The 14,602-nt window shown below is 64.0% G+C and carries 16 protein-coding genes; 6 read left to right on the forward strand and 10 right to left on the reverse strand.

Annotated elements, in window-relative coordinates:
* From LDO86_RS15340 to LDO86_RS15370, 7 genes are all read right to left on the reverse strand, one after another.
* On the reverse strand, positions 1-2,442 hold the full coding sequence (locus LDO86_RS15340; protein ID WP_224084060.1) for a hypothetical protein: 2,442 nt from the start codon (positions 2,440-2,442) through the stop codon (positions 1-3).
* Positions 2,443-2,447: 5 nt separating this feature from the next.
* Positions 2,448-3,119 (reverse strand): hypothetical protein, encoded by a 672-nt coding sequence (locus tag LDO86_RS15345; RefSeq protein ID WP_018768710.1) that lies wholly within the window; start codon positions 3,117-3,119, stop codon positions 2,448-2,450.
* A gap of 247 nt (positions 3,120-3,366) precedes the next feature.
* Positions 3,367-4,188 carry an alpha/beta hydrolase gene (locus LDO86_RS15350; RefSeq protein WP_224084061.1) on the reverse strand — a complete coding sequence of 274 codons (822 nt, stop codon included), beginning with the start codon at positions 4,186-4,188 and terminating at the stop codon, positions 3,367-3,369.
* Between the two features lie 38 nt (positions 4,189-4,226).
* Positions 4,227-5,123, reverse strand: a complete 897-nt coding sequence (locus tag LDO86_RS15355; RefSeq protein WP_224084062.1) for a diacylglycerol kinase family protein — start codon at positions 5,121-5,123, stop codon at positions 4,227-4,229.
* Between the two features lie 10 nt (positions 5,124-5,133).
* Positions 5,134-5,286, reverse strand: coding sequence for a hypothetical protein (locus LDO86_RS15360; RefSeq protein ID WP_018768715.1), 153 nt, complete (start codon positions 5,284-5,286; stop codon positions 5,134-5,136).
* A complete protein-coding gene (locus tag LDO86_RS15365; RefSeq protein WP_018768716.1) occupies positions 5,283-5,561 on the reverse strand; it encodes a hypothetical protein in 279 nt (92 codons plus the stop codon). The genes LDO86_RS15360 and LDO86_RS15365 overlap by 4 nt, the downstream gene beginning before the upstream one ends.
* A complete protein-coding gene (locus LDO86_RS15370) occupies positions 5,558-5,809 on the reverse strand; it encodes a hypothetical protein (RefSeq protein ID WP_224084063.1) in 252 nt (83 codons plus the stop codon). Before LDO86_RS15370 ends, LDO86_RS15365 begins: the two co-directional genes overlap by 4 nt.
* A 418-nt stretch (positions 5,810-6,227) precedes the next feature.
* Between LDO86_RS15370 and LDO86_RS15375 the strand changes: the two genes are divergently transcribed.
* From LDO86_RS15375 to LDO86_RS15385, 3 genes are all read left to right on the forward strand, one after another.
* Positions 6,228-6,506: a hypothetical protein gene (locus tag LDO86_RS15375; protein WP_224084064.1), complete on the forward strand. Its 279-nt coding sequence runs from the start codon at positions 6,228-6,230 to the stop codon at positions 6,504-6,506.
* An 86-nt stretch (positions 6,507-6,592) separates the two neighbouring features.
* Complete coding sequence (locus LDO86_RS15380; protein WP_134164007.1) at positions 6,593-7,519, forward strand: multidrug DMT transporter permease; 927 nt, start codon at positions 6,593-6,595, stop codon at positions 7,517-7,519.
* A gap of 56 nt (positions 7,520-7,575) precedes the next feature.
* Positions 7,576-7,782 (forward strand): hypothetical protein, encoded by a 207-nt coding sequence (locus LDO86_RS15385; protein WP_214944708.1) that lies wholly within the window; start codon positions 7,576-7,578, stop codon positions 7,780-7,782.
* Between the two features lie 84 nt (positions 7,783-7,866).
* Here LDO86_RS15385 and LDO86_RS15390 read toward each other — a convergent pair whose 3' ends face one another.
* Positions 7,867-8,238 (reverse strand): hypothetical protein, encoded by a 372-nt coding sequence (locus LDO86_RS15390; RefSeq protein WP_224084065.1) that lies wholly within the window; start codon positions 8,236-8,238, stop codon positions 7,867-7,869.
* Between the two features lie 170 nt (positions 8,239-8,408).
* Here LDO86_RS15390 and LDO86_RS15395 point away from each other — a divergent pair, with 170 nt between their 5' ends.
* The gene (locus LDO86_RS15395; protein WP_224084066.1) at positions 8,409-9,119 is read left to right on the forward strand and encodes a hypothetical protein; all 711 of its coding nucleotides are present in this window, start codon (positions 8,409-8,411) and stop codon (positions 9,117-9,119) included.
* 24 nt (positions 9,120-9,143) lie between these two features.
* Here the strand turns inward: LDO86_RS15395 and LDO86_RS15400 are convergent, their stop codons facing one another.
* Positions 9,144-10,013, reverse strand: coding sequence for a class II glutamine amidotransferase (locus LDO86_RS15400; protein WP_224084067.1), 870 nt, complete (start codon positions 10,011-10,013; stop codon positions 9,144-9,146).
* 542 nt (positions 10,014-10,555) lie between these two features.
* On the reverse strand, positions 10,556-11,347 hold the full coding sequence (locus LDO86_RS15405; protein ID WP_224084068.1) for a hypothetical protein: 792 nt from the start codon (positions 11,345-11,347) through the stop codon (positions 10,556-10,558).
* Between the two features lie 1,117 nt (positions 11,348-12,464).
* On the opposite strand from LDO86_RS15405, the gene LDO86_RS15410 reads away from it, so the two are divergent.
* A complete protein-coding gene (locus LDO86_RS15410) occupies positions 12,465-13,337 on the forward strand; it encodes an NAD(P)-binding domain-containing protein (protein ID WP_224084069.1) in 873 nt (290 codons plus the stop codon).
* A gap of 7 nt (positions 13,338-13,344) precedes the next feature.
* Positions 13,345-14,601, forward strand: coding sequence for a glycosyltransferase family 2 protein (locus tag LDO86_RS15415; RefSeq protein WP_224084070.1), 1,257 nt, complete (start codon positions 13,345-13,347; stop codon positions 14,599-14,601).
* Position 14,602: the final 1 nt, after the last annotated feature.

Here is a 14,602-nt window from a genome sequence, read left to right on the forward strand (position 1 = left end):
TCAGCCTGCGCTTGAGGTCGGGATTGGTGCGGGGGTCCCCCCTCCGCCGGAATCCACGGTGGATGCCGGCGTTGCCTCGTCAACGGACGACGTCGGCTGCCCGCCTTCCCCGTACTGGCCCGCCGGCGCTGTGGCCACCTCAGTCGGAGCCGGGTTGGGGGCGCCGGCCGGGGCCGTCGGCTGGGCCGGGCCGGTGGGTTCGGTTTGGGAACTGGCAGTCGTGGGGCCCGGGGAGGGTCCTGCTGATGCCGGAGCTGTCGGCCCGGAGGACGACGTCCCGGAAGTGCCCTTAACGATGGCCGTAATCTGCTCCTTGTAGCCGTTCAACGTGGCCTGGATATCGGAGAGCGGCACGTCCTGGAGATTCCGGCCGTACTCGGCGATCTGCGCCCACAACGCCTCGAGCTGCTGCTTGCTGGCCGGATCCAGCGGCCCGTCCAGGGTCAGGACCAGCTGGCTGGCCAGGGCGTAGGCCAGGCAGTCCAGGCAGTTGTAGTTCGCCGCCGCGGAGAGGTTCTGCGGGACGATGACGTCCGCCTGCCCCACCACCAGGACCACCTGGAATCCGACAGCCACCGCGGCGCAGCCCGTGCAGTTGGCGAAAGCGTAAGCCTCGTTGGTGGTGGTGACGGGATTGCCGTCCTCGGCCCACACCAGCGCGAACGCCACGCTGTACGTCACCGAGCCGTCGGTGGTGTTGACCGCGAGCGCCTGGTTTCCGTCGCCCTCCGGGGCGGCGGGCCGGTCGAACGGGAACACCCAGGACGGCGCCGCAGCGGAAGAAGCGCCGCCGGTGGAGGACGCCCCGGTACCAGAGGCATCTGCGGGTACCAGCACCATGCTCAGCTGCGGGTTGTCCCGTGTGGGCTTGGTGGCGCCGGCCGGCCACAGCGCAAGGGTCTGCCCGGTTGCTCCCTGCCGGAGCGCCCCGCGCTCACGCTGGGGAAGGATTGCCCGGGTGGCGTCCCCAAGTGTCCCGCGTTCGTAAGCCTGGACCGGACGGTACGTCCCGCCGTCGGGCCACCATGCCCAGGCGAGCCCTGCCAGAAGAGCCGCGACGGCGGCCATGGCAACGGTGCGCTGCACCGCCTTGCCGCGCGTTTTCTGCCACAGCCCGGTCACCAGCTGCCGCAGCAGCCGCACCACGATGTACAGCACGCCCAGCACCGGCACGGCCACCACAACAACCGCCAGTGCCCGCACCGCCGCGCCCAAAACGTCGCCGGAGGACAGACTCGCCGCCAGCATTTCCTGCTGCTTGACCGCACTCGCCCACCCGGTGGCCAGCAGCCGCGGCAGGGAAAGCACCATCATCACCATGCTGAACAGCAGCACCGGAACGGTCACCAGGACCCAGGCGGTGACCACGGCCCGGGCCCAGGGCTTGAGCACCTTGCTTTCAGGGTTGCCCCACCGCCACGGAAGGATCCCCAGGAGGGTGGGCTTGATCCGCTGGAACAGGTCGGGCACGCCGGTAGCGTCGGCCAGGATGTGGTAGCCGTCATACTTCACCAGCGGGATCAGCTGGCGGACCATCTGCAGGATCTGCGTGACCACCACCAGCAGCAGCGCATCAAAGCCGGTGGCCCACCACAGTCCCATGATGGCCACTGCCACGATGGCGTTGAAGTACAGGCCGCCCAGGTCCGTGCGGATCCGGCCGCCGCGGCCCAGCCGGTATGAGTCGGTCACGTCCGTGAAGAACGCAGGCCACAAAAGGTACAGCCCGGCACCCATGGCCCCGGGAGTAGCCCCGCCCTTGCGGGTGGCGGCGGCATGGCCGAATTCGTGGAAGCCGGCGGAGAGGATGGTGACGGCGAGGATCAGCAGCAGGAGGGCGGGCTGGGCAAACGCCTCGTGGGTGGCCGAGCCCAGGCCCTTGACCATGAGCACCCACCAGCAGGCGGCCAGGAACGCCGCGGTCACGGCCACCACGATCAGCGGGTTGAAGAGGACAGCGAACGGCGCGGTGATCCTGCGGGTGCGTTGGGGGTCGGACACGATGTAGCGGAACCGCAGGCCCAGCAGCGGGTTGGCCTTCCTGACTTCGGGCTGGGTGCCGTCGGCGAGCCGGAGCAGGCCCATCGGGAGCAGCTGGGTGTCCATCAGGGTGCGCACGTTGTCCGCGCTGACCAGCCGTCCGGAGCCTTCGCTGACGTGCCGGGCGATGCCCTCAAGGTCCCGCGTCCCGTCGGCGGCCTCCAGCACCAAATACAGGAGCCTGGTCAGCTGCAGGGTCTGGCCGTCGGCGCGCCGCACCAGGGCGGGCGGTTCGCGGTAGCCGGATCCTTCGGCGGGGCCAAGCAGCTGCACACCGTCGGCCAGGGCGGGAAGGTGGCCGGCCGGCGTCGTAATGGTCTGGTCCGGGGGGTCCTGGGCAAGGGTGGCGCGTGACGACGGCGGGCCCGCCTCGGGAGGCGGGCCGCCGTGGGTTTGGGTCATCTGCCTTACTGCTGCAGGTCGGACTGCTGATCGGCCGTGGCGTTGGCCTCGCCGTCGATGTGCTGCGAGATGGTGGCGCTCTGGTCCGAGATGGCGTAGGCCTGGCTGTCGATGGAGCCGATGTTCGCGGCCACCGCCGCGTCGATGGGAGCGGCAACGTTGGCATTGGCGGCCACGGCACCGTTGATGGGTGCCGCGATGGCGGCGTCGGCGTCCAGGTTTACGTCGACGTTCAGAAGGTTGCCGTTCAGGGCGCCCGCTGCATCCGTCAGCCCGCCGGTGCCGGAGGGGACCGTTACCGAACCGGACGTTCCGTCCGTGGTCCCGTCCGTGGTTCCGGTGTCGGTGGTACCCCCGTCCGCCGTGCCATCAGCCTGGCCGATGACGCTGTCCTGCGTGGAGTCCGCATTCGCGTCGGCAGTGATGCCCTGGTCAATGGCGGCGTCCTGGCTGGACAGTGCCTGCGCGTCGGAGCCGAAGGAGAGGATGTTGGCCGAGGCTGCTGCGTCGATCGGTGCCGCCACGTTGGCGTTGGCGGCTACGGCCAGGTCGATGGGTGCTGCGGCGTTGATGCCAAGGTCCAGGTCAGCGTTCAGGTCCAGGACCGATGCCACTTCCTTGTCCGGAAGCGCGGTGGCCTGTTCCGACATCAGTTCTTCATCAGTGAGGGGACGCATTTCATTGTCCATGCTTGAGAGACCTCCGGTGCGGCGCGGGTGCTCTGCCCCCAGCGGACAGCCCGCGCCCAACAATAGTAAGCATGATTATTAGTTTTGCGAAGGGACAACCTCGACGTTTTCGACGCGCAAGTTCCATTTTCGCGGCCCATATATGGCCTGCGCCCGGGAAGATGCGAGTCGAAAATGAACCCGCGCGTCGAAAATGCGCTTGCGCGTCGGGGAGGGAGTGGCCCGGCGCCAGGCGCTAACTCCGGGCGAGCCCCAGGATCCCAGCCGCGGTCCCGGCAGCGCCACCGTGCTGGACGATGTGCGGCTTGCCGGGAATTTCCAGGAAGGTGCCGTTGGGGACCGTCGCGGCCAGCTTCTCGCACCAGTCCCTCGGGGCGATGGGGTCGCGTGAACCGCGGACCACAAGGACCGGCTGGCTCACCAGGGCCAGCCGCGCGTCCAGGTCGTAGCCCATCATGACGGGCAGCTCGGTCAGGTACCAGCGGAGCCCGGAACGGATGTAGTCGGTGAAGACGATGGCATTGCCCAGCGGGCTCTCCTTCAGCCCGTCCAGGCCAAGGGCCAGGGACTGCTCCAGGACGGTCCGGCGGGTCGGGTCCACTACCGGGCCCAGCAGCGCCAGGTGGGACACCAGGTCCGGCCGCTGGACCGCGAGCTCGGTGGCAAACTGGGTGCCCATGGAGTGCCCCACCACCACTGCGCGGGAGACACCCATCTTTTCCAGCACCGCAGCCGTGTGTGCGGCGTAGTCGGCCACGGACAGCTGCCGGCCCGGGGTGGGGGTGCCGCCGAAGCCGGGGAGGTCCACGGCGTAGGTGTCCCCGTGCCGGGCCAGCAGCGCCTGCAGCCGCCGGTAATAGCGGTGCGACATTCCGATGCCGTGCAGCAGCACGAAGACCGGTCGCGGGGAACCCGCAGGGCCGGCAAGGAGGTACACGTGTGAGGTCAGTCCGCCGGCGGCGACAATCCGGGGCGTAAGGCAGGGCCGCATGCCGGGCAGGTGCATCGGGCGGCGCGCGGGTTCAGCGGCGGGTGGTTGGTCGGTTGCGGCGTGCACCGGCAGTCCTTTTCAAGTTCAAATCCATCGAGCGGTTCCTACCCTAAAGTGGCCAGCGCGGCAGGTGCGCTATGGACGGTGACCTGCGTGTCGGCGTCGAGCGACCTCACCTCACCGTCGATCTGGTACGGGATGGGCTTAAGGGTGATAAACCCGTAGCTGCTGACGCTGGGCTGGTCCCCCAGCCCCTTGGTGGCTGCGCGGAGCGCGGTGAGCAGCACCCGCAGCTTGGACTTGTGGGGGAAGACCACCACCTCGAACTTGCCGTCGGCCAGCTTGCTGTCGGCGTCGCTGAGGGTGGCGTACTTGGCCATCTGGGCGATGTTGGCCAGGACCAGGCTGTCGAACTTCCGCCGCTTGCCGCCGTCGGGCAGGATCTCGAACGGCTTGAACTTGGCGAAGGTGCGCACAACGGACACCGTCTCCTTCAGTGCACCCTTGCTGCCCTGTTCCAGGCCGATGGCCATGATGGGCGTCAGGCCGAAGCCGATGTAGGAGTGTGCGTACTCGTCCGGGGCGTCCCCGGGCTGGCCCGTGGTGATGCGCAGGAGGTCGATGTGCCGGACGTCGCCGCCGGCAATGGCGTGTTCCAGCGGCCCGGTGCCGGTGCTGCGGCTGTGGTCGTTGGCGTTGCCCGCGGCCAGCACGGCGCACACGGCGTCCGGGTTCCCGGCCTGCATGAGGCCGTTGACCACCTCGTTGTACCCGCCGTCCCCGCTGACGGAGACCACCAGGACGTGCCCGGTGGCGGCAGCCTCGCGCGCCAGCTGGACGGCGTGCCCGGCATGGCTGGTGGGCTGCAGCCGGATGTCCGCGGCGTACGGAAGCAGGCCGCTGAGGCTGGCCTTGAGCTGTTCGGCGAGCGCGGGGGCGTCACCGGTGCTGTTGGGGTTGAAGATGATGGCGATGGTGTCGAAGGTCCGCGGCGTGCCCATGCGCCGGTTCCTAGCTGTTGCCGGTGTGGACAAGGCTGTCCAGGTCCAGCTGCTGGGCAGGCGCGTCGGCCAGGCCGGCGGGCGTGAGGTCAAAATGCTCGACGGCGGCACGGGCTTCGCGGGCGGCGGCGGGGCCGTGCGGGGTATGGGTGTTGTTCATCATGGGTGTGAAATTCCTTGCGTTTCATGCGGAATGGGGGTGTGCGCGGGAAGCGCCGCCACGTGCTCTGCCGTGGTCTCCAGGACCCGGGAATGGCGGCACTGGGAACAGTGGATGGCCACGGCAACTGTTGAGGCGCGGCGGTTCAGGACGGGCGGCGAGTCAACGAACAGGTGGAAGTCCGTGTCGCAGTGGGCGCACCACGGGCGTTTTCCGTGGGGCTGGAGGGTGTGCCTGGGCACGTAGCTGTTGGAGGCCTGGGTGACGAGAACTGTCACACCACGGCCCGGTAGCTGCACAGGATGTAGTCGGCGGCCGCCGGTCCGGTCATGCGCAGGCAGGCGTCGGGGCGGACGCGTCGGCTCATCGCCTCAAAGAAGACGTGCTCGTCCTGCGGCTCCTGCTGGGACAGGGTGCACCAGCTGGTGTAGAGGCCGTACAGGGTGTCGTCGTCAAGGCTGCTCCCGGACTCGTGGTCCGGGCAGGTGGCTTCGGTGAGGAACTGGTCGAACTGTGATTGCGCCATGGTGGCTCTTTTCAAACAAGGTGCAGTTGTTCGCCGTTCGGCTACAGCGGTTCGAACCCGGAGCCTTGCACAGTGCACCGGGCGGGTTTGCGGGGAGCTGTGAGTGCCCGGCAGGGAAAATCAAACGTGGGGTGGGAGGAGAAGGGGGGCCATGTAGTTCTCCTGGGAAATGCGTGAGCAGCCATAGCGGCCATGCAAACTCTGATCCCTTGACTAAAACCATGTCGACAATTTCTCTACACTGTAGACTTTAGGTGTAGACCCAGTAATAAGCAAGCTGGGGGCGGCGTGGCACACGGCGAGGTATGGGCCGATTTCCGGGCCCAAAGGAATGCCGGGAGCGGACCCATCCAGGGCACCCGCGGCTACGAATGCAGCATGTGTGAGCATACGGCCGCACCCGGCTGAAGGGCCAAACATGAGCGCCCCGAATCATCGACAATTCCTGTCCGAATGCCTTGTCCCCGTCCCGGCAAAGCAGCCGGGCATCAGCGACGACGAGTTGTACGGGCTGTACCTGAGCTGGTGCCTGCTCAATGCCCGGAAGCCCGGCCCCACCGCGTCGCTGTGGGCAGCCGTACGGCAGGAAGGGTACCTGCAGCAGCACCGCGGCGGCCGGAACGAGTGGCCGGATTTGTGTATGACCGGCCCTGCGGCCGTGGACTACATCCTCGCCAGCCGGCCCAGCCTGCTGTAACCGGGCAGGCTGTAACAGGGCAAGAGGCACGACGGCGGGTGGCCGCCCGGGTGGGTAGCCGGGTCCGGGTTGGGTAAGGTCTGATCATGATCCAGCAGGCTGCGGCCGTGTCCGCGCTGTCGTCCTACCACTGGCTGGGCATCCCGATTGCCGCGGCCGGCGCCGTCCTGCTTGCCTTGGGAACGCTGTTCCAGCACCGTGCCGTGGAAGACCAGCCGGCTGCAGCCGGGCGCGCGGCGGGCAGCATGGGCGGCGGACGCCTGCAGGCCCTGGTCCGGAGGCCGGTGTGGCTGGCCGGGACGGGGATGCTCGGCGCCGCCATCCTCCTCCAGCTCACCAGCCTGCGGTTTTCGCCCCTGATCGTGGTGCAGCCCATCGGCGCCATTGCCCTGGTGGTCACCACCCTGGCAACGGCCCGGATGACCCGCCGGTCCCCCGGGCGGCGGGCCCTCACCGCAGTGGCGTTATGCGTTGGCGGCGTGGGTGTGTTCGTTGCCGTGGCGGCGCTGTCCGCGGAGGACGTGGAGGTCAGCGACCGGCACTTGATCACCATCCTGATCGTGCTCGCCGTGGTCCTGGCCGGTGTTGCCGTGGCCTTCGCCTTGTGGCGCCACCGGTCGGGTGCCGTGGTGTTCACCGCCGGAGCCGGGATCCTCTTCGGGTTCGTCGCGGCCCTGGCCAAGACCGTCATCGCCCGGCTGTTCCAGGGCGACTTCGAGTGGTTGTCGCTGACATGCCTGGCAGGCCTGCTCATCGCCGCCCTGGCCGGCAGCTTCCTGGTCCAGAACGCCCACACAAGGGGAACCCCCGAACTCGTGGTGGCCGGCCTGACCGTCATCGATCCCCTCGTCGCCGTCGCCATCGGCATCACCATCCTGGGCGAGGCGGACGCAGCACCCCCGCTGGCAATCGTCCTGTTCCTCCTGTCAGGAGCCACCGCCGTCGCCGGCGTTTTCCTGCTCGCCACGGTCAAGAAGCCGCCTACGGCGGCGCGTGCGTCCGTTCGTGGTTGAATGACCACTGTGCCCCAGAGCACAGTCAGGACCCATCCGAGCACCAGGAGGACACTATGGCTGGAATCAACGCAAAGTTCGACAAGGAGTACCTCGACAAGGGCATCGACGAATTGGCGAAGGCGCCCGTGGAGGCGCTGAAGGGATTGTCCGAAAGCGACGCGCAGAAGCTCAAAGAGGCGCTGAACATCAAGACCGTCAAGGACCTGGGCACCAACAAGTTCTTCCTCTGGGCGCAGTCCGTCGCCAAGCTCGCGGAGTAGCGGGCACCATCCGTCCCTTCGGCAAACACACGAAAGCTCCCGGCGCAGGCCGGGAGCTTTCGTGTGTTTGGGTGCCTACCGCACCTAGCCGGCCTTCACGGCGTCGGCAGCGCCGGCGAAAAGCCGGATGCGGACTATCCGGACCACCACTCCCACCAGAACCAGGCCAATTCCCAGTGCCATGAGGCTCCACACGGGCACGGAATCGGAGTCGATGGTCCGGTAGCACGTGGCCGCGGCCCCTCTGCCGGCCTCTTCCAGGTCAGCCAGTTCGGCGGCGCGGCTGTTGGGAAGCAACGGGCTGCCGCAGAGCGGGCCGGACGGCTGCAACCCGATGACGAAGCCAAGGATGTACACGTCGAATCCCGCGGCGACAATCCACAGCCACGTCCGCTGCTGCCAAAAACCCAATTTGCCGGCAGGAACAGGCTTCGCCTGGGGATCACGCATCTTCATAGGCCGAGCATAATCCGCGCCCGGATAAAGGTGGAGACAAAGGTGCAGGAGCGGCATTCAGCATTTCCCCAGCCTGCGGTCCTACAGTGAACCCTGCCGGTCCAACCCGTCGGGTGGACCCACGCGCAAATTTGGAGGAACACACCGTGGTGAAGCCATCAATTCCGTCAATGAGGGCCCGCATCGGCGTCGGGGCGGCAGCAGTCCTGGCCGCCGGTGCCATGGCCGCCGCGGGCGTGGGTGCCGCGTCCGCATCCCCCAGCCCAACATCCGTGTCCGCAACCTCAACCACAGCATCCAGCGACGTCAAGGCAGCAAAGGGCGCCGGTGGCCTGAAGGCCTTCCTGACCCTGAACGCGGACAGCCCACAGGCGGCCGGGGACCGTGCGGCGGAAGCAGCCGCGGCGCTGGTCAACCATCCCAAGCTTTTCGCCAAACTCCCCGCTGCCCTCCAGGCGGACGTGACAGCCCTCAAGGACGCCGCACCTGCGGACCGCGTGAAGGATGCCTACAAGATCAAGACCACCGCCCTGTCCGGCGGGTACGGTGCCGAGATCCAGAAGCGTGCCGAAGCGCTGGAGAAGGCAGCCACCGGCCTGGCCGGCCTGCGCCAGGAGCTGCGCACCGCGTTCGGTTCCGACAATCCCGGCGCCGGGCTCCAGAAGGTGGCCGACCAGCTCATCAACCACCCCAAGCTGTTCGCCAAGCTCCCGGCCAACCTCCAGGCGGACCTGACCGCACTCAAGAACGCCGCCCCGGCGGATCTGGATGCCCAGGCGAACAAGATCAAGGACACCGCCATCAACGGCGGCTACGGTGCCAAGGTGCAGAAGATGGCCCAGGCGCTGGCGAAGAAGGCTGCCGCGGCGCCGTCCACGTAAGCCGCGCCTTCCCGAGATACACCGTCAGGGCATTTGCGACGCCGCCGCGGACGGTTCCAGGTCCGCGAGCGTGAGCGGGTGGGCCGGTTGGTCCGGGAAGGGGAAGGTGGACGTCACCACCAGGTTGGGGCCAACATGCACCAGCTCCCCCGGCGCCATGGGGCGCCAGCCGGGGTTCTGGTTCATCCGTTTGGTGGCGAAGAGGACGGAGCGGGACTCCGCCAGCTCGGTGCTTCGCGAGTGGATCCGTGGGCTTCTGGCGTCCAGCGGTGCCACCGGAGCGGGTTCGGTCAAGGGGTCGCGTTCCAGCACGTACAGCGGGTGGGTTGCCGGGTAGCGGAGCGCCCAGAGGTCGGTGGCCGTCGTGACAATGATGTTCAACGCCAGGACAGGCAGCTCGGCGGCCACCCAGCCCACCGCCCGGGAGATGCCCTCGGCCACGTCCCCGCCGGCCCTGCGGCTCTCTGCCGTGATGAGGGCGAAGAGCCGCTCACTGTCGGTCTGGCCCTGCACCAGTTCCGCCACGCCGAACTCACGCAGCCGCGCGTCGAGCCGGCCGAGTCCGTGGAAGGCGCCATTGTGGGCGAACAGCCGACCGTCCTGCTCGAACGGGTGCGTGTTCACCAGGGTGTGCGCACCTGTGCTGGCATACCGGACGTGGGCCAGGAAGGTGGTGCTCCGCAGCTCCCTCGCCTCCCGGGCGAAGGCATGGTCCTCCCATGCGGCGAGCGGCCGTTTGGTGACCCGCGGGCTGCCGTCGGGATCGAACGTGCCGATCCCGGCGCCGTCGGGCTCCTTCCTGCTCTGCTCGGACAAGCTGTCCGGGGCGTCAAGGAGCCAGAAGGTGGCGCGGACCGGCCGGGATCCGGCGTGCAGCCCGAACAACCGGCACATGGTGCGCTCCTCCCGGCAGGGCTAGTGGCGGGAGGTGTGGTCCATGGCCTGATAGCGGTCGTAGCAGTCACGGGAGCAAAATAGCGCGGTGGGAGTTGGAGGCAAGGCCTGGCCGCAAAGCCTGCATTTCGGCTTGGGTCGAAGGCTCCGAAGCACGGTGTTCAGCATGGATGAAGGCTATTCGCCTGCCCGGAAAATTGAACCAGTAAACGGATACTTCAATCTGCGGACAGCGATACTTGCCCGCCACTGCGGCACGGAACGCGGCAGCGGACACAGGCTAGTGGTGGAACGCCTCCTTGTGCTTGTCGGTGGGCATGGGCGACGTCAGGGCGTCCAGGTAGGCCACTTCCTTCTTGAGGTCGGGTTGAGCCAACGCCTTAGCGAGCAAAGGGCCCGAAGCCCCGATCAAGTAATAATTTACCGGAGCTGCGGTTCACTATGGGCGACGAACATCAATTCCCTGGGAAGCCGGATGTGTATCGCATCCTTACCAGCTGCGATGCCGAGTGAGTTTTAATGGGCTAAATCCATACGGACGGCTACCGCTTTGATACCGGCCCTCCACTCGCCCAAGCCTTGGCCGTAATTCCAATACAGTGCCTCGGGTTGCTCGCCTGCGCTGTTAGCCCCGAATAGTAGTCGTGCGTAAAACCTGAATTGTTGTTGAAGATGGAGTTTGGGATGGGGTTCGAGGCTGACTCGTCCAAGAGCACGTACCCCCTGCCCGTCTTGCAGTTCACTGACGACTCGGGGTGATGGTTGTCAGCCATGGGCTTCGGCGCAATACCGGTAGCGTCGTAGAAGCCGGTTATTGCATGCCCCCACTCGTGTTTGATTACGTTGTGTCCCCCGTAGTCAAGCTGGGAAAGAGTGATCTCGGAAAAGGTGGGGGCTGGGCCAAGGTTCCATGTGAGACCTCCGTAGTGCCCGATATTGTCTGTCGCATTGATGCCCCAGTCCCAACCGTAGGACTGCCAGAAGACGATATACGAGTTATATCCCGGATCCTGGTCTGCTTTCGTTGACCACGGATCAGGCGTCCAGCCGCCTCCCCCATCCGCGACGAGGGACGCGGCGTCCAGCGGTTTGTTGACTGTTTTGACTGTCAGCTTGGGGTGCTGCTTACCTGAGGAAAGGGCCGGAACGTCAGTGTCGACGAATCCGATCATGCTGGTCTTGATGTTGGTCACTTCGTCGGGCATGAGGCTCCCAACGAGCCTGTGGGAAACACCGGCTGTCAAATAAGTGATGTCTGTATATGGATAGATGAGGACTTCAATTTTCCACGCAGGACCTGCGGTGACCGCTGCTGCGGGAACGGTCAGCCGCACAGGGACAAGACCAGCGTTGCCGCTGCAATGAAAGCGCCACGAACGGTCCCCCGGGCGTTGTCCACGTCGCGCCTGCTCACGGAGGGGTGGGTCGGATCTCATAAATGACTCCTGTTGCTCACCAAGCATTTTGCTGACTGTCGCCCAGTCCCGTAGAAGGCGGGCGAACGGAGACTAAGCGCTGGAATTTAGTCGGGGATGCCCAGGCAATAGAGCTTGGGCGTCAGATGCCTCCCCGCGCGTGATGCGCCGAAATCGACGCGGTGCTGTAGGAGTGAAGCGGTGTCAATCCTCATAAACTAAGTAGGCTCGAGGATCCTCAGAGCACGAGTGCGTGTCAACAAATCCTGCCCCCTTCTTTGGAATCGGAGATGCCACTCTCCTATTCGGTGGACTGGTGAGCCTCTATTCGCACACGCGGGATTGCTCGTATCCAGGAAACCTTCCCTGCACGCCAGGAAGCTGGCTGCCAGGCCGCCATCGACGCCCCGGCGACACCACCCGGGCCAAGGTATTACCCCATACCGCCCGACAGCTCTCATATGCATTTGAGAAGTGGTTGTTCGATAGCCCATCGCCGCCATCGAAGCCCAAACGTTCCCTGGCGGCGGAATCAAGGTCATACGGCCCCCGCACGGGAATATGCCGTATGGGGGTACCCAATTTCTTAGCCCGACCCAAGATTCAAGAACGACTTGGGCGCGCCCCGGAAATCGGTTTCAGCCCAAAGTCGTCCCGGCGGGCGGCCGAAAAGGAACCGTTAGGTAGACATAGGTAAGTGGCCGGCGCGCAAAAAGCGAGTACCTCGTACCGGGTGAGACCTCTGACAGTCGACTTACTCTTTAGGCCTCGGGAATACGGAAGTGTCAAGCCGCGGCACTAGAAAAACGACCCGACAGGGGAAATAGACCGATTTTGCCGCTCGGTGTGACTCTCACAGACCTAATAGGGGCCTTGGGGGAACTCTTCTAGCGGCACCCCCTCTACGACAGCAGCACCGCCACAGCAGTATGCGGTCGTATCGCACCCCTGAGCGACAACACGTAAGGGGCCCGTTCAGTTACGAACGAACCTCTTCCCGTTCAGTTAGGAACAAACCTCTTAAGGATCCCCCGACATGGCAGCTATTTTAGTGATCGGTTCAGGCGTCGTAGGTAAGGCAACAGGCCTAGGTTTGATCAGTCATGGCCACGAGGTGACGTTCGTGGACGTCAGGAAAGAAACAGTAGAGCATCTCCGTTCTGCTAACTACAACGCAATATCCACGGATGACATGGTCTTGCAAGACGTCGATGCGGTGTTCGTATCAGTCACAGCGCTTACAAACGAAGATGGGATCGACCTAACGCATCTGATCATGGCGACAGAGTCTCTCGGGCACAAACTTCAACATCTCAACAGCGGTTATCCAGTAATCATTTACCGCTGCACCATGGTACCCGGAACCGTGCGCAACATCCTCGCGCCTATACTCCGAAAAGCCTCCGGAAAGACGGTGGGAGAAAACTTCGGCATCGCCTACAACCCGGAGTATCTTCGCGCGGCTTCCGCGCAGCGAGATTTCCTACATCCACGTGTTGTGACACTCGCCAGCTTTGAGAAAGATGATCGCGCGCACAAGACAGCGGCAGGAATTATGTCCGAATTCGGCGCAGAAATGCATTGGCTTCCGCTGGAAGCAGCTGAGTACCAAAAGTACGTAAGTAACGTAGGGAATGCGATAAAGATCAGCACCTACAACTGGTTTCGAGCGCTTGGAGTCCGTATAGGCCTCGAGCAGGCAGAAATTGATGAAGCATTCAGCATCTGCGCCTTAAGCGCCGAGGGGCTCTGGAATAGTAGGTACGGCACGAAGAACCTCGGTCCTTACGACGGAGCTTGCCTGCCGAAAGACACACGAGCGTTACAAAAATTTGCCTCATCGTTGGGCGTAGATACGTCACTGCTGGAAGCGGTAGAAATGATTAATCGCGAATACGGAGGCGCATGAGATGCAAATGACGGACCACCCCTTCTACAACACACTCCAATGGGTACTGCTCGTCTTTTTTATGGTACCGCTCATCGAAGTTACGCTCGCAATTTTTGGCGCAGCCTGGGCCCAGTTTGGCTACGTAAAATCCCCGGAGAAGTTCAAGCAACTGATCATCCAAATCACAACGGTGGGAAAAGAGCCAGAACTCGTACAATCAACCGTCAATACAATCCGCAGTTACGGTCTATCTATGCCGCACCAGATCTGGGTTGTCATTGAACCAAACCACCCCGCCGCTTACGTCAATGCTGACAAGGTGATAGTTGTACCGCTCTCCTTCAAATGCAAACCCGTAGATAAGGCTCGGGCGCTGGAGTACACGCGCATGCTGCGCAGCCGCGAGAATCTTGACAGGGATGACGTCAAAATACTTTTTGTCGATGACGACACATTGCCGTCAAAAAGATATATCCAACTCGCATTTGCGGGCGATTACGACTTGTGCCAAGGTATCACGGTACCTAGCAGATGGTATGCAGTAGGCGGAATGCGGCACATAATACTCAGCCATCTGGACAACATCCGCACACGAAACTGCCTCATCTATTGCTCATGCACTCAGGGCTTGACACAGAAGCCTCTGTTCGTTCACGGTGAGGGACTTTGCATCACAGGTAAGACGGAAAAGATCGTAACGTGGAACAGGCCAATTATTGCGTCTGATGATCTTGTTTTCGGCACGAACGCTGCACATCTCGGAATGAGCTGGGGCTACTTCCACGCGGCGATACAGCTTGTCTCTCCCTGGACATTCAAGGAGAACTTGAACCAAAGATGGCGCTGGACATGGGGGAACTTCGATGCAATCGGACACCGTGAGATCATGCCTCGCGGCGCAGCCATTTTCAAAGGCGCTAAGTATGCCCTCGGTTTTATGTCCATATTCGCATCCACCACAGGCGCAGTATTACTGCTCATGGGAATAGCAAAAGTTCCACCTCAGGCCCACACGGTGTTCTGGACTTCACTGATATCCTGGTTTGTCAGCTACGGTTTTACCGGATGGATCAATTCCGGGGGAGAACCGAATAGGAGCCTTCGCACAAATCCATTCAGATACTGGGGCTTCCGCGTCACGCAGACATTGATAGCGACAGTTCTTACTCCCCTCACCGCTTTAGCCCCCGTATTCATCATTTCGTATAGCGTTCTTCGCGGGCGACCAAAACGATTCATCATGATCAAGAAAACTAACAAGGCAATGCAGAAGACGGCCTAGG

The organism is Arthrobacter sp. StoSoilB19 (assembly GCF_019977275.1).
Taxonomy (GTDB): Bacteria; Actinomycetota; Actinomycetes; order Actinomycetales; family Micrococcaceae; genus Arthrobacter.

Coding starts and splice junctions, on each gene's coding strand:
- LDO86_RS15340 (WP_224084060.1), bottom strand. CDS start 2,442: ATGACCCAAACCCACGGCGGCCCGCCTCCCGAGGCGGGCCCGCCGTCG.
- LDO86_RS15345 (WP_018768710.1), bottom strand. CDS start 3,119: ATGCGTCCCCTCACTGATGAAGAACTGATGTCGGAACAGGCCACCGCG.
- LDO86_RS15355 (WP_224084062.1), bottom strand. CDS start 5,123: ATGGGCACGCCGCGGACCTTCGACACCATCGCCATCATCTTCAACCCC.
- LDO86_RS15360 (WP_018768715.1), bottom strand. CDS start 5,286: ATGATGAACAACACCCATACCCCGCACGGCCCCGCCGCCGCCCGCGAA.
- LDO86_RS15370 (WP_224084063.1), bottom strand. CDS start 5,809: ATGGCGCAATCACAGTTCGACCAGTTCCTCACCGAAGCCACCTGCCCG.
- LDO86_RS15375 (WP_224084064.1), top strand. CDS start 6,228: ATGAGCGCCCCGAATCATCGACAATTCCTGTCCGAATGCCTTGTCCCC.
- LDO86_RS15380 (WP_134164007.1), top strand. CDS start 6,593: ATGATCCAGCAGGCTGCGGCCGTGTCCGCGCTGTCGTCCTACCACTGG.
- LDO86_RS15385 (WP_214944708.1), top strand. CDS start 7,576: ATGGCTGGAATCAACGCAAAGTTCGACAAGGAGTACCTCGACAAGGGC.
- LDO86_RS15390 (WP_224084065.1), bottom strand. CDS start 8,238: ATGAAGATGCGTGATCCCCAGGCGAAGCCTGTTCCTGCCGGCAAATTG.
- LDO86_RS15395 (WP_224084066.1), top strand. CDS start 8,409: ATGAGGGCCCGCATCGGCGTCGGGGCGGCAGCAGTCCTGGCCGCCGGT.
- LDO86_RS15400 (WP_224084067.1), bottom strand. CDS start 10,013: ATGTGCCGGTTGTTCGGGCTGCACGCCGGATCCCGGCCGGTCCGCGCC.
- LDO86_RS15410 (WP_224084069.1), top strand. CDS start 12,465: ATGGCAGCTATTTTAGTGATCGGTTCAGGCGTCGTAGGTAAGGCAACA.
- LDO86_RS15415 (WP_224084070.1), top strand. CDS start 13,345: ATGACGGACCACCCCTTCTACAACACACTCCAATGGGTACTGCTCGTC.